Genomic DNA, 14,663 nt, shown 5'->3' with positions numbered 1-14,663 from the left:
AATCATTCATAATATTGTTACTATACTAATTCAAGGTGGTTCAACGCATGTCTCATAATGAAAATCTTAAATTGGCGCAACGCGGTGCTTATTTGAGTTTAATTGTATATATAATCTTATCTATTGTTAAGTATGTCACGGGTTTTGTCTTTAACTCTGCAGCTGTAAGAGCCGACGCATTAAACAATATGACAGATATTATCGTTTCTTTAGCTGTTATTATTGGATTGAAAATTTCAATTAAACCTGCCGATCGAAATCATCCTTATGGCCATTTGAAGTCTGAAAATATTTCTTCATTATTGGTGTCATTTGTCATTATGTTTGTAGGTATCCAAGTAGTTATTCAAAATGCACCTCGTTTGTTCAAAGAAGATGACGTTGTACCTAACGCAATAACAATTATCGTCAGCTTAATCAGTGGTCTTGTAATGTTGATTGTATTTGCAGTCAATCAAAGACTAGCGAAAAGAACGAAAAGTAGTTCTTTAAATTCGGCTGCCAAAGATAATTTATCAGATAGTTTAGTCAGCATTGGAACAGCGATAGGATTAATTTTTACGCAAATCGGTTTCCCAATTGTCGATATTATTTTAGCAACATTACTAGGCTTACTAATCGTTTATACTGGTTTTGGTATTTTTAAAGAAGCAATTTTTATGTTGAGTGATGGTTTCAATGAAACTGAATTAGAAGCGTATCGCAATGATATTTTAGAAGTTGATGAAGTACAAGAAGTTAAAAGTATTAAAGGGCGTTACCATGGAAGTAGTGTGTTTATTGATGTCACAATTGTTGTAGATGCTAACCTTTCCTTAGTAGAAGCGCATCAAATTTGTGACAATGTCGAACATCATTTGCACAAAAAAGGTATTTCCTCAGTATACGTTCACCCAGAACCAGACCATCTATAATGTATTTAAACGTCTTCATAGATATATAAATATCTGAGGAGGCGTTTTTATTACATCTATTTTTAGGCTTACCTAAAAATATTTTTTAAACCTTAGAAAAATAGCGAACAAAGGTGTATAATATGATTTGTTATTAGGTGGTTATTGATTCATTTATGAATTAAAAAATGAAAATGGGGAATAGGATTTATGTATTTAATGTCTAGTGATAATTGATTTAATCATTGAATTTTAAAATATATTGAAAAGAAAATTACTAAGATTAAATCATCTTAAAATATCCCTGAAATAACGTCCTAAAGATTAAAGGAAAGAGGTTATAAGTTATGCCAAAATTAATTTTATGTCGTCATGGACAAAGCGAGTGGAATGCTAAAAACTTATTTACTGGATGGGAAGATGTTAATTTATCTGAACAAGGTATTAATGAAGCGACTAGAGCAGGTGAAAAAGTAAGAGAAAATAACATTGCCATCGATGTAGCTTTTACATCGTTATTAACACGTGCTTTAGATACAACGCATTATATTTTAACTGAATCTAAACAACAATGGATTCCTGTATATAAAAGCTGGCGTTTAAATGAACGCCACTATGGTGGATTGCAAGGCTTAAATAAAGATGATGCTAGAAAAGAATTTGGAGAAGAACAAGTACATATTTGGCGTCGTTCTTATGATGTGAAACCACCTGCTGAAACCGAAGAACAACGTGAAGCTTACTTAGCTGATCGTCGATATAATCATTTAGATAAACGTATGATGCCTTATTCTGAAAGTCTGAAAGATACTTTAGTTCGAGTGATACCATTTTGGACAGATCATATTTCACAATATTTGCTAGATGGTCAAACGGTATTAGTTTCTGCACACGGAAATTCAATTCGCGCATTAATTAAATATCTTGAAGATGTGTCAGATGAAGATATCATTAATTATGAAATTAAAACAGGTGCACCGCTTGTTTATGAATTAACGGATGATTTAGAAGTTATAGATAAATACTACTTATAAAAAAAGAGCTGCATGTACACAAGGAGTGAGTGTATATGCAGCTCTTAAATATGTGAAGTAATGTAAGGAAATAGTTAAGTATAGAGTTTATATTAACGAGCTAGGGATACTCGAAAATATAGTTAGACATACAATATAGTCAAATTAAAACAATTATTTCGCTCTTTTGTGTTGCTTAATAATCTTTAAAGCACGCTTTCTTGTTTTAATGTTAGGGCTATTTAAATTTCGACGAGCAGTCTGTAAATCTAATTTCATCTCTATCCCTCCTTGTAAATATATTATGACCGATAACTACTCATATGTAAATAGTAATGATTACGTTTTAAAGAAATTGTAATAAAGTCGTGCTAATTTTTTGGAAAATGGGTATAATTACCGGATATCTAAAAATGTGTGTCGTTTTTTAGATGGTGAGGGGGAAGCTTTAAATGTCGAAGAAACAAAAATTAACGATGATTATTACTATGCTGATGGGTGGATTTTTTGGATTATTAAATGAAACACTATTAGTGACGGCTTTACCAAGTATTATGAAAGATTTTGAAATTTCATATACACAAGTTCAATGGCTGACAACAGCTTTTTTATTGACTAATGGGATTGTTATTCCTTTGTCCGCGCTTGTTATACAACGTTATACAACAAGACAAGTGTTTTTAGTGGGTATTTCTATCTTTTTCTTAGGTACATTACTCGGCGGCTTGAGTCCGCACTTTGCAACATTATTAGTTGCTAGAATTATTCAGGCGTTAGGCGCAGGTATTATGATGCCATTGATGATGACAACGATTTTGGATGTTTTCCAACCGCATGAACGCGGTAAATATATGGGGATATTTGGTTTGGTAATTGGTTTAGCACCAGCTATTGGACCTACTCTTTCAGGTTACCTTGTTGAATATTTTAACTGGAGATCGCTTTTCCATGTTGTCGCTCCAATTGCAGCTGTGACATTTTTAATTGGATTTAAAACGATAAAAAATGTTGGAACTACAATTAAAGTACCTATTGATTTTATTTCTGTCATTTTTTCTGTACTAGGTTTCGGCGGGTTATTGTATGGAACGAGTTCAATTTCAGAAAAAGGTTTTGATAATCCTATCGTATTATTATCTATGATTGGAGGCGTTGTTTTAGTCGCATTATTTGTATTACGTCAATATCGGCTATCAACACCATTATTAAATTTTGCTGTATTTAAAAATAAACAATTTACAGTTGGTATCATTATTATGGGTGTCACAATGGTATCGATGATTGGTTCGGAAACGATTTTACCTATCTTTGTGCAAAATTTATTGCATCGTTCAGCTTTAGATTCTGGATTAACTTTATTACCAGGAGCAATTGTTATGGCATTTATGTCGATGACTTCGGGTGCTTTATATGAAAAGTTTGGTCCTAGAAAGCTTGCTTTAGTAGGTATGGCGATTGTTGTTATTACTACGGCTTATTTTGTTGTAATGGATGAACAAACATCAACAATCATGTTGGCAACAGTTTATGCGATTCGAATGGTTGGTATCGCGTTAGGATTAATTCCAGTAATGACCCATACGATGAATCAATTAAAGCCAGAAATGAATGCACACGGTTCATCTATGACAAACACAGTACAACAAATTGCTGGTTCTATCGGAACAGCTGCATTAATTACTATTTTATCTCATGCAAGCAAAAACTTTTCTCCAACTATGTCAGACTATAATGGCATGAACAAAATTGATATGATGAATCAAATTAAAGTTGATACGATGTTGCATGGTTATCACGCTGGATTTTTATTTGCATTATTGATTACAGTTGTTAGTTTCTTTTGTTCATTTATGTTACAAGGGAAGAAAAAAGAAGTTGATTCTCGTCAATAAATATAAGTTGCTAGCTATATAAAGCTTTTTAGCAAAAGTTCAACATATTGACTTATCCGGCATTTCAGATTAAAATACTTTTATTCCGATTAGAATAATAAGAATAAGGAGATATATTCTATGAAAAGACTTTTATTTGTGATGATAGCTTTCGTTTTCATATTGGCTGCATGTGGAAACAATTCGTCGAAAGACAAGGAAGCTAATAAAGATAGCAAGACAATTAATGTTGGTACTGAGGGGACTTATGCACCATTTAGTTTCCATGATAAAGATGGTAAATTAACTGGTTACGATATTGATGTTATTAAAGCAGTGGCTAAAGAAGAAGGTTTAAAACTTAAATTTAATGAAACTTCTTGGGATTCTATGTTTGCAGGTTTAGACGCAGGGCGTTTTGATGTAATCGCGAACCAAGTAGGTATTAATCCTGATAGAGAAAAGAAATATAAATTTTCTAAGCCTTACACATTCTCAAGTGCTGTTTTAGTTATTCGTGAAAATGAAAAAGATATTAAAGATTTTGATGATGTTAAAGGTAAGAAGTTAGCACAAACATTCACATCTAATTATGGTAAATTAGCTAAGGATAAAGGTGCTGATATTACAAAAGTTGATGGCTTTAACCAATCAATGGATTTATTATTGTCTAAGCGTGTTGATGGTACATTTAATGATAGTCTGTCATACTTGGATTATAAAAAACAAAAACCTAATGCTAAGATCAAAGCAATCAAAGGTAATGCTGAACAAAGTAGATCTGCATTTGCATTTTCTAAAAAAGCAGATGATGAAACAGTTCAAAAATTCAATGATGGCTTGAAAAAAATCGAGGAAAACGGTGAATTAGCTAAAATAGGTAAGAAATGGTTTGGTCAAGATGTTTCTAAATCTAAATAGCGAACAACAACATGCGCTAGATGCTGCAAAACAAGCTTTCGGACCTATGCTAGAAGGTTTGGTCAAATATTCAATTCCTATTACATTAGTTACATTTGTTTTAGGATTGATTATTGCATTATTTACAGCATTAATGCGAATTTCAACGAGTAAAATTTTAAGAAGTATTTCACGTGTCTATGTATCTATTATTCGAGGAACACCAATGATAGTACAACTATTTATCATATTTTATGGTATTCCAGAATTAGGTAGATTATTAACAAATGACGCTGACAACCAATGGACATTGGCACCTGTAGTGGCTGCTATTATTGGTTTATCATTAAATGTAGGTGCGTATGCTTCGGAAATTATTCGTGGCGGTATTATTTCTATACCGAAAGGACAAACAGAAGCTGCATATTCCATCGGTATGACGTATGGTCAAACGATACAACGTATCATTTTACCGCAGGCAATTCGAGTGTCGATTCCTGCACTAGGTAATACATTTTTAAGTTTAATCAAAGATACATCATTATTAGGATTTATTTTAGTGGCTGAAATGTTTAGAAAAGCTCAAGAAGTTGCGTCTACAACATATGAATATTTAACAATTTATGTGTTAGTTGCGCTAATGTACTGGGTGGTATGCTTTATTATTTCAATTATCCAAGGTATCTATGAATCTTATATTGAAAGAGGGTATCGCTCATGATTCAATTGAACAATATCCATAAATCATTTAATGATGTTGAAGTCATCAAAGGTATTGATTTATCTGTTGAACAAGGTGAGGTTGTAACCTTAATCGGTCGATCTGGTTCAGGTAAAACAACATTGTTACGTATGATTAATGCATTAGAAATTCCAACTGAAGGTACAGTTTATGTTAACGGCAAAACATATACATCTAAAGATAAAAAATCACAAATAGAAGTTCGTAAACAGTCTGGCATGGTATTTCAAAGTTATAACCTTTTTCCGCATAAGACGGCATTAGAAAATGTAATGGAAGGTCTTATCACAGTTAAAAAGTTGAAAAAGGATGAGGCACGTGGGAAATCACTTGAGTTACTTGAGAAAGTTGGTTTAACACATGTCAAAGATCAACGTCCACATGCATTATCAGGTGGTCAACAACAACGTGTTGCTATTGCAAGAGCACTAGCAATGAACCCTAAAGTGATGTTGTTTGATGAACCAACATCTGCACTTGATCCTGAACTTGTGAATGATGTTTTAAAGGTTATTAAAGATTTGGCTAATGAAGGCATGACAATGGTCATTGTGACACATGAAATGCGTTTTGCAAAAGAAGTATCTAATAACATTGTATTTATTCATGAAGGCATGATCGGAGAACAAGGGGCTCCAGAAGAGATGTTCAATCGTCCGAAAACAGAAGAATTAAGACGTTTCTTAAATGTTATAAATGAAGAATAATCAAATAAAACCACGTATCATGTTTTAGTATGGTGATGATGCCATATACATGATGCGTGGTTCTTTGTTATGTTGTCATAATCTTGGAGCGATATTTTAACGACGTTTATGATTTAAGTACGTTTGTACCTTATATAGTAATGGTTTGATAGGCTTAATAAAGTCACCGATATACTCTTCTACATGTGCGTTAAAACCTTTTTTGAATTGTTGGACGCCATAGTCTTCTGATGACTCTGAATAGTCACCGGTAATACCATAAAAATTATAGCGATCAATATGATGCGCTTTAGCAAACTTAATCATTTCCCACTGCAAATGGTAGGCACCCATATAAGCATTATATTTAGGGTTTGAACCACTAGATAAGTAATAAACTTCATGCTCATTGTAGATAAATAAAGCAGAAGCTAAGTTTAAGACTGCACCATCTTGTTCAATTTGTTCTATTGTATTGTCGATTTTACGCTTATTGCTATTTAGCTGTTGTTCTAGCTGTGTGCGTTTCGTTTTATTTTTCTTTGAATTAGGACTTTCTTCCAATGCTTCTTCAACACCTGAGAGTTCAGTTGTTAATTGTTGTTGCTTTAATTGTAACGTTTTTAAATACTCGTTTAAATCAATATACGCCAACTTTAACATGGCGTGGTCATCGTATAACTTTTGCATTTCTTCAAAGTATGGTAACTCACGGAATTTGAAACCGTGCTTTTCCTCAGCCATATGGAATAAGTCGAAAAAAGTTTGCGTTTCATCAATCGTTAACGTTTTAGTTTTGACACCAATATCATATGTTTTTTTAATATTACGTCTCGTTTGATAATCCATTTCTTTTAAAAGTTGGTCTTCAGTCTTATCTTTTAAATCTAACACTGACAGCCAACGGATTTGGCTCATTGAATCATAACCTACAGGGAAACCTTGGTGTTTATAACCTAATTTATCCATTGTTCTAACAAATGCTCGGTTATCATAAGATTTAACAATTTCACCGTCTGCATTGCGTAAATTTTCAATTAAATATGGATCTACAAGGACATATAAACAATTGTGTTTCTTTAAATATGACGTTAATGCTTTAAAGAAAAATGCTACTAATGATTGATTTGTATAATCCATCACTGGCCCGCGATGTGTATAAAAATATTTGAAAAATTTAAGTGTGCGTGCTTCTGTCAATAAGCATCCTGCAATCACTTGACCATTGTCATCTTTAACCCCTACAAGATGCACATCGCCTTTTAAATCAACTCTATGATTGTAATGAATAGCTGATTGTGTGTAATGTGAAAAATGCTTTGTTGTAAACGCATTGAACTCATCCGAAGTCAACGTTACAAAGTTCATTTTATCCCATCCCTCTCTGAATTGAACTGTAATTTTTGAATTTATTAATAATGCTATTTTTTTATTTTATCAAAAACTGATTACAAATACACATAGAAAATGAAATATATTTTTCTTTGACTATACATAACTGTTATTTCTTTGGATATTTATATTAAATGCATTGGTAGTAGTTGTAGCGCATTAATGTTTGACGGTGTATAGTATTAATTATATTGAAAGTTAGTTGGAAGTTGATAGTAGGAGTGGGAGCATTGAAGCGATTTGTGGCGACGGTATTATTATTACTAGTCTTTATATCAGGATGTGGTAATGATAAATATGTGAAAGAAATAGATGAAGCAGTTAAAATTCAAAATCAAAAACAAGAACAACTTGCCAAAAAAGGCAACGGTGATCGTGTTGATCATTTTGAACGCAAAGATGCTAATATTTATGTCTATGATAAGGATAAAATTATCATTTTAGCTTATAAACCTTTGAGTAATGATGATGAAGTGCATTATTATGCATATGATTTTAGTGATAAACGTGTATCATATAAGCAAGATTTTGATTCGAGACGATATTATCAACAACATGATGCGGATTATCATGAAGAAAATATGACGAACTAGATATGAACAGGAGTTATTATGACTAAAAAATTACTAACATTATTTATAGTGAGCATGTTAATTTTAACAGCTTGCGGTAAAAAAGAATCAGCAACGACATCCTCGAAAAACGGCAAACCATTAGTTGTCATATATGGCGACTATAAATGTCCTTATTGTAAAGAATTAGATGAAAAAGTCATGCCAAAGTTGCGTAAAAATTATATAGATAATCACAAAGTGGAATACCAATTTGTCAATTTAGCTTTCTTAGGTAAAGACTCAATTGTTGGTTCGCGTGCGAGTCATGCAGTATTGATGTATGCACCTAAATCATTTTTAGATTTTCAAAAGCAATTATTTGCTGCCCAGCAAGATGAAAATAAAGAATGGTTAACAAAAGAACTATTAGATAAACATATTAAACAACTGCATTTAGATAAAGAGACGGAAAATAAAATTATAAAAGATTACAAGACAAAAGATAGCAAGTCTTGGAAAGCTGCAGAGAAAGATAAAAAAATAGCGAAAGATAATCATATAAAAACGACACCAACTGCATTTATTAATGGCGAGAAAGTTGAAGATCCATATGATTATGAAAGTTATGAGAAGTTATTAAAAGATAAAATAAAATAGTCTTAATTGTTGAGATAAGTAAGTGATATCAATTTATTAGGACAATATGAAAAGGCAATTTCTATTAGCGATATGATAGAGATTGTCTTTTTAATGTATGAAGTCTAAATAGGTAGAAATTATCATGTAAACATTGTTTAGTAGGGAATCAGTACAGGATAGGTATTGATTCTTCCCCGTGCGAAATCTTGATTAGTAGTTTTTTTCTGTGTCGCTTGTTTTATTGTACAGATATTTGTACAATTGAGGTGTGTTAAAAGGAGGCGATAAATATGATTATTAAAAATTATTCATACGCTCGACAGAATTTAAAGGCACTTATGACAAAAGTAAATGATGATAGTGATATGGTAACTGTAACATCTACTGATGATAAAAACGTAGTAATCATGTCAGAATCAGATTATAACTCCATGATGGAAACACTTTACCTCCAACAGAACCCAAATAATGCTGAACACTTAGCTCAATCAATTGCAGATCTAGAACGTGGGAAAACTATAACGAAAGATATAGATGTATAATGGCTAGGTTAAATATTACGTTTTCGCCTCAAGCCTTTGAAGATTATAAGTATTTTCAGCAGAACAATAAAAAAATGGTGAAGAAGATTAATGAGTTACTTAAAAGTATTGACAGAAATGGTGCATTGGAAGGTATAGGTAAGCCTGAAAAGTTAAAATCGAATCTGACTGGGTATTATAGTAGACGTATCAATCACGAACATAGATTGGTTTATACAGTAGATGACAATCATATAAAAATAGCATCATGTAAATACCATTATTAAATCTAAAAGTCACACTATAAAAATAGGGTAAGTTATTTTAGGACAATATGAAAAGGCAATTTCTATTAGCAATATGATAGAGATTGTCTTTTTTCTTATATTATGACGTTCGTAAATACTATAAAGTTTTCTGTATCATATTTGTACAATAGTCATGTATTAGATAAAACGAAAAGTGGTAAATACCTAAAGTATGATTCGACTTTATATTATTTATAAAAACAGTGCTTGTATTTTAAGTAGCATGAGTATATAATTTTAAAACGTAAAGATTACTATTTAGGAGGGTGACTATGAAAAAGAAATTAGGTATGTTACTTCTTGTACCAGCCGTAACTTTATCATTAGCCGCATGTGGGAATGATGATGGAAAAGATAAAGATGGCAAGGTAACAATTAAAACGACAGTTTATCCATTGCAATCATTTGCAGAGCAAATTGGTGGAAAACACGTGAAGGTATCATCAATCTATCCAGCAGGGACAGATTTACATAGCTATGAACCAACACAAAAAGATATATTAAGTGCAAGCAAGTCAGACTTGTTTATGTATACAGGGGATAATTTAGATCCGGTTGCTAAGAAAGTTGCATCTACTATCAAAGATAAAGATAAAAAACGGTCTTTAGAGGATAAATTAGATAAAGCAAAGCTTTTAACTGATCAACACGAGCATGGTGAAGAGCATGAACATGAGGGGCATGATCATGAGAAAGAAGAACATCATCATCATGGTGGATATGATCCACACGTATGGTTAGATCCTAAAATTAACCAAACTTTCGCTAAAGAAATTAAAGATGAATTAGTGAAAAAAGATCCAAAACATAAAGATGACTATGAGAAAAACTACAAAAAATTAAACGACGATCTTAAGAAAATTGATAACGATATGAAGCAAGTTACAAAAGATAAGCAAGGTAATGCAGTATTTATTTCACATGAATCAATTGGATACTTAGCTGATCGTTATGGTTTTGTTCAAAAAGGTATTCAAAATATGAATGCTGAAGATCCATCACAAAAAGAATTAACTAAAATTGTTAAAGAAATTAGAGATAGCAATGCTAAATATATTCTTTACGAAGATAATGTTGCGAATAAAGTGACTGAAACAATTCGTAAAGAAACAGATGCGAAGCCTTTAAAATTCTACAACATGGAGTCTTTAAATAAAGAACAACAGAAAAAAGATAATATTACGTATCAATCATTAATGAAATCGAATATTGAAAATATCGGTAAAGCTTTAGACAGTGGTGTTAAAGTGAAAGACGACAAAGCTGAAAGTAAACACGATAAAGCAATTTCTAATGGGTATTTTAAAGATGAGCAAGTTAAAGACCGTGAATTAAGCGATTATGCTGGTGAATGGCAATCTGTTTACCCTTACTTAAAAGACGGTACGCTTGATGAAGTGATGGAACATAAAGCTGAAAATGATCCGAAGAAATCTGCTAAAGATTTAAAAGCTTATTATGACAAAGGATATAAAACTGATATTACTAACATTGATATAAAAGGAAATGAAATTACATTTACTAAAGATGGTAAGAAACACACTGGTAAATATGAATACAATGGTAAGAAAACATTGAAATATCCTAAAGGTAACCGTGGCGTGAGATTTATGTTTAAATTGGTCGATGGTAATGATAAAGACTTACCGAAATTCATCCAATTTAGCGATCACAACATTGCACCTAAAAAGGCAGAACACTTCCATATCTTTATGGGTAATGATAATGACGCGTTATTAAAAGAAATGGATAACTGGCCAACATATTATCCTTCAAAATTAAATAAAGACCAAATCAAAGAAGAAATGTTAGCACATTAATTCAACAGGTTTGCACACTCTACTCAACTGTTAATAGCTGAATAGAGTGTGTTTTTTATTTCGTAGTTATCAATTTCAACAGAGGGAATGATTAATATTACTATAGTTTATAACAAATGGTTTGGTAACATATGTTACTCAATGCATGTTAAGATGAGTAAATATAAAAGATAGGGAGTGGGAAGATGACGATTAAAGTTGAAGATAATAAAATTATTTTTTCAAGAACGATAGAAGCACCGATTGAAAAGGTGTTTGATGCCTATACGACAAAAGAATTATTTGAAAAATGGTTTCATCCAAAAGGGGCTAGCACAAAAGTATTTCGCTTTAATGCTGTTTCAGGCGGTGATGCATTTTATGCGATTAAAACACCTACAATGACCAGCTATACATTAGCAGAATATAAAACGGTTAAGCGTCCATATTTAATTGAATATATTGACTCATTTGCGACACCTCAAGGTGCAAAAGATACAAAAATGCCAAGCATGAAAATTACTTTGTCATTTTCCAAGAGCAATACAACGAAAACGACAGTGACATCAACATCGGTATTTCCAACAAAAGAAGCCGCTCAACAAGTCATAAACATGGGTGTTGAACAAGGTATGAATCAAACTTTAGATCAACTTGATGCATTATTGAAATAAAGTTGTTGAAAATATGTAAAAACTTTTTTGTTTCATTCGGTTTATAATAATCTTGTAATATTATAAAAATGAGGGATGATTCGATGGTAGAACGTTATATCAAAGTTTTAATATTATATATTTTCACAACACTACTATCTTCTATTTCAGTAACGTCAAAATGTGTACCTAATAAAGTTATAAGGTTTATTTTACGTACTGCAATTGGTTACAGTATATTTGCATATGGTTTACATTACTTTTCAAATTTAAAAAAGAATAAGTAATACTTTACATAAAGCGAGATAAAATGAGCGTCGTAATATCTTAAATCATAAAGATATTAGCCAATCACGCGATTTATCTCGCTGTTTTTATGAAAGAAAACTACATTTTTGAGAGAATAAAAAGATTTTTCTGAAATTTAATCTATCAATTACATTGATTTACTAATATAATTAGAAAGTAAATTTTATTTGATCAAAGTAAATGGGGGAAGTACTGTGATAGAAAATAAGAAAACAGTTGAAGATACATATTCAACAGGCGCAATTGTTGATTCAATATCATCTTCAGTACAAATGAAGCAAGTAATGGTACAGCAAACACCTGGCCGATATATGCTTAAAGCAATGATGGCCGGATTTTTACTCTCAATCGTTACTGTATTTATGTTCGGAATAAAGACGCAGTTTGCGAGTACTCACGTAGATGGACTTATCAATTTAATGGGAGCCATTGCTTTTAGTTTAGGTTTGATTTTAGTTGTATTAACTAACTCTGAATTATTAACAAGTAACTTCATGTACTTTACAGTAGGCTGGTATTATAAAGTCGTTTCTGTTAAGAAGATGACTTGGATTTTATTATATTGTTTCTTAGGAAATATTTTAGGTGGGTTTGTGTTATTTTTCTTAATGAAATTTGCGCATGTCATGACACCTGAAATGACACAAGCTTTAACAGCTTTAGTTCAGAAAAAGACTGTTGATTCAACATGGTTGAATATTTTTACAAAAGGTATTTTCTGTAACTTCTTTATTAATATTGGTATTTTCATCTCTATGCAATTCAAAGGCGGCTTAACAAAGGCATTCTTCATAGCTTGTGGTGTCGTGGTCTTTGTATACATGGGATATGAGCACGTTGTGTTCAATGCAGGTCTATATGCAGGTATGGTATTCTTTAACCTTGATGCAGTTTCATGGTTACATGTTTTAAAAAATATCGTTTTTGCTTTCTTAGGTAACTTTGTCGGTGGCGGTATTTTTGTAGGTCTCGTTTATGCTTTCTTAAATGGTAAGCGTAATCGTTTAGAGCAACAATAATTAAGATGTAGTGATTAAATAGCGTAACAATGAATCATTCTTCCAAACCATTCATGAATTTGAATGGTTTTTTTACGTTGAGAGAGTAATTTTTAATAAGTTTCATGAGAGTATTGGTGTATTCAGATGAAGCATACTTTCTGACATGTGATAAATTTATTGATACACTTTGATGGATATTTATTTTAAAAATAAAATATGGTTAAATCATTTAAAAAAGAGTGGGGATTAATATGACAAAAACGATGATTCGACTCGCAAGTGAACAAGATGCAGAAAAATTGCAACAACTCATGCATGAAGCATTTACGCCTCTAAGAGAACTAGGTATTGATTGGCCTTCAGTTAATGCTAATTTAGATGCTGTTAAAGAAAATATAGATAAAAATACTACATTTGTCATGACAATTGATGATGAAATTATATCTACGATTACGGTTAGATATCCTTGGGGAAGTGTGAAAAGTATTTCGGGCTATCCTTTTGTCTGGTGGTTTGCGACAAATCCTGAGTATGAAGGGAAAGGCTATGGTAGCCAATTACTTACTTATGTTGAAGAAGCATTTTTGCGAGATACGTTAAAGTCAGCGGCAGTTACTTTAGGTACATCTGCAAGATTGCATCCGTGGTTACTTAAAATTTATGAAAAAAGAGGTTATGAAATATACAGCGAACATGAAAATGATGATGGCGATTTAGGTGTGATCATGCGCAAAGTATTGATACCCGAGCGCTTTGACGAAACAATATTAGGCCAACCACCATTTTAAGATAATAATATACACTACAAGCGACCGATATATTGATGCTTGCTCAAATAAATGTTGAGTAGGGATTCATATATCGGTCGCTTTTTTTGATTTAACAAAAAGGGAAAATGTATAAGGAATATGCATGACTACAGGCATCAGGGAATTCCCTGATTTTACATTATAATGTGATTCTTTTCACAAAAACAAAATGATTTGGTATACAATACGTGTGAAAGGGTTGGTAAATGTGAATGGGAATATCATTGTTGCACATGGCATGAGGCACGGACGACAGAATCAAGCGTTAGAAGCATTTATTTCTGAATTAGTAAAAGATGATATACATCACTATGATATTGCGTTTTTAGAAAGTGAGCATCAGGATTTAGAGACGGTAATGACGACGTTGATTCAAAGTGGGGTTGACCATTTTAAAATTGTACCATTGCTAATCTTTAGTGCAATGCATTATCTCAAGGATATACCGAATATCGTTCATGAAATGAAACGACGGTATCCAGACATAAAGGTAGAAGTAAGCGAGCCACTTGGCACACATCCTTTAATGAGACGATTAATTGAACAACGTATTTGTGACGCATTAGCAGGTGA

General features: G+C 32.1%; 20 protein-coding genes. 18 read left to right on the top strand and 2 right to left on the bottom strand.

Features of this window, described 5'->3' with window-relative positions:
* Positions 1-47 precede the first annotated feature (47 nt).
* Positions 48-914, top strand: a complete 867-nt coding sequence (locus IDG60_RS11590) for a cation diffusion facilitator family transporter (protein WP_000019127.1) — start codon at positions 48-50, stop codon at positions 912-914.
* Positions 915-1,240: 326 nt separating this feature from the next.
* Positions 1,241-1,927, top strand: a complete 687-nt coding sequence (locus IDG60_RS11585; protein ID WP_001125208.1) for a 2,3-diphosphoglycerate-dependent phosphoglycerate mutase — start codon at positions 1,241-1,243, stop codon at positions 1,925-1,927.
* 153 nt (positions 1,928-2,080) lie between these two features.
* Here the strand turns inward: IDG60_RS11585 and IDG60_RS11580 are convergent, their stop codons facing one another.
* Positions 2,081-2,185 (bottom strand): putative metal homeostasis protein, encoded by a 105-nt coding sequence (locus IDG60_RS11580; protein ID WP_000762708.1) that lies wholly within the window; start codon positions 2,183-2,185, stop codon positions 2,081-2,083.
* A gap of 173 nt (positions 2,186-2,358) precedes the next feature.
* On the opposite strand from IDG60_RS11580, the gene mdeA reads away from it, so the two are divergent.
* From mdeA to IDG60_RS11560, 4 genes are all read left to right on the top strand, one after another.
* On the top strand, positions 2,359-3,798 hold the full coding sequence (gene mdeA / locus IDG60_RS11575; protein ID WP_206160720.1) for a multidrug efflux MFS transporter MdeA: 1,440 nt from the start codon (positions 2,359-2,361) through the stop codon (positions 3,796-3,798).
* 120 nt (positions 3,799-3,918) lie between these two features.
* Positions 3,919-4,698 carry a transporter substrate-binding domain-containing protein gene (locus IDG60_RS11570; protein ID WP_000825921.1) on the top strand — a complete coding sequence of 260 codons (780 nt, stop codon included), beginning with the start codon at positions 3,919-3,921 and terminating at the stop codon, positions 4,696-4,698.
* Positions 4,679-5,398, top strand: a complete 720-nt coding sequence (locus IDG60_RS11565; protein ID WP_000479576.1) for an amino acid ABC transporter permease — start codon at positions 4,679-4,681, stop codon at positions 5,396-5,398. The genes IDG60_RS11570 and IDG60_RS11565 overlap by 20 nt, the downstream gene beginning before the upstream one ends.
* Positions 5,395-6,126 carry an amino acid ABC transporter ATP-binding protein gene (locus IDG60_RS11560; protein ID WP_000615461.1) on the top strand — a complete coding sequence of 244 codons (732 nt, stop codon included), beginning with the start codon at positions 5,395-5,397 and terminating at the stop codon, positions 6,124-6,126. The genes IDG60_RS11565 and IDG60_RS11560 overlap by 4 nt, the downstream gene beginning before the upstream one ends.
* A gap of 96 nt (positions 6,127-6,222) precedes the next feature.
* On the opposite strand, the gene fmhA is transcribed toward IDG60_RS11560, so the two are convergent.
* Complete coding sequence (gene fmhA, locus IDG60_RS11555; RefSeq protein WP_103182707.1) at positions 6,223-7,473, bottom strand: FemA/FemB family glycyltransferase FmhA; 1,251 nt, start codon at positions 7,471-7,473, stop codon at positions 6,223-6,225.
* Positions 7,474-7,727: 254 nt separating this feature from the next.
* Here fmhA and IDG60_RS11550 point away from each other — a divergent pair, with 254 nt between their 5' ends.
* From IDG60_RS11550 to IDG60_RS11500, 12 genes are all read left to right on the top strand, one after another.
* A complete protein-coding gene (locus IDG60_RS11550; protein ID WP_000819843.1) occupies positions 7,728-8,090 on the top strand; it encodes a DUF4467 domain-containing protein in 363 nt (120 codons plus the stop codon).
* Positions 8,091-8,108: 18 nt separating this feature from the next.
* Complete coding sequence (locus tag IDG60_RS11545) at positions 8,109-8,708, top strand: DsbA family protein (protein ID WP_000162810.1); 600 nt, start codon at positions 8,109-8,111, stop codon at positions 8,706-8,708.
* Between the two features lie 27 nt (positions 8,709-8,735).
* Positions 8,736-8,816: a hypothetical protein gene (locus IDG60_RS11540; protein ID WP_223197974.1), complete on the top strand. Its 81-nt coding sequence runs from the start codon at positions 8,736-8,738 to the stop codon at positions 8,814-8,816.
* 164 nt (positions 8,817-8,980) lie between these two features.
* The gene (locus tag IDG60_RS11535; protein WP_000584499.1) at positions 8,981-9,232 is read left to right on the top strand and encodes a type II toxin-antitoxin system Phd/YefM family antitoxin; all 252 of its coding nucleotides are present in this window, start codon (positions 8,981-8,983) and stop codon (positions 9,230-9,232) included.
* Complete coding sequence (locus tag IDG60_RS11530; protein ID WP_000113265.1) at positions 9,232-9,498, top strand: Txe/YoeB family addiction module toxin; 267 nt, start codon at positions 9,232-9,234, stop codon at positions 9,496-9,498. The genes IDG60_RS11535 and IDG60_RS11530 overlap by 1 nt, the downstream gene beginning before the upstream one ends.
* A gap of 34 nt (positions 9,499-9,532) precedes the next feature.
* Positions 9,533-9,604, top strand: coding sequence for a hypothetical protein (locus IDG60_RS22335; protein WP_223200558.1), 72 nt, complete (start codon positions 9,533-9,535; stop codon positions 9,602-9,604).
* 187 nt (positions 9,605-9,791) lie between these two features.
* Positions 9,792-11,339 (top strand): zinc ABC transporter substrate-binding lipoprotein AdcA, encoded by a 1,548-nt coding sequence (gene adcA, locus IDG60_RS11525; RefSeq protein WP_206160719.1) that lies wholly within the window; start codon positions 9,792-9,794, stop codon positions 11,337-11,339.
* Between the two features lie 185 nt (positions 11,340-11,524).
* Positions 11,525-11,992: an SRPBCC family protein gene (locus IDG60_RS11520; RefSeq protein WP_000153347.1), complete on the top strand. Its 468-nt coding sequence runs from the start codon at positions 11,525-11,527 to the stop codon at positions 11,990-11,992.
* 83 nt (positions 11,993-12,075) lie between these two features.
* Entirely contained in the window at positions 12,076-12,258 is a 183-nt protein-coding gene (locus tag IDG60_RS11515) for a hypothetical protein (RefSeq protein ID WP_000230292.1), read from the top strand.
* Between the two features lie 216 nt (positions 12,259-12,474).
* Entirely contained in the window at positions 12,475-13,299 is an 825-nt protein-coding gene (locus tag IDG60_RS11510; protein WP_000572040.1) for a formate/nitrite transporter family protein, read from the top strand.
* Positions 13,300-13,532: 233 nt separating this feature from the next.
* Complete coding sequence (locus IDG60_RS11505; RefSeq protein ID WP_000169317.1) at positions 13,533-14,069, top strand: GNAT family N-acetyltransferase; 537 nt, start codon at positions 13,533-13,535, stop codon at positions 14,067-14,069.
* 229 nt (positions 14,070-14,298) lie between these two features.
* Positions 14,299-14,663: CbiX/SirB N-terminal domain-containing protein (locus IDG60_RS11500; RefSeq protein ID WP_206160718.1), on the top strand; the 365-nt coding region annotated here is incomplete at its 3' end.

The organism is Staphylococcus sp. EG-SA-2 (assembly GCF_017152085.1).
Note: the sequence above shows the minus strand (reverse complement) of the source record. Positions and strands in the feature narration are given on the sequence as shown.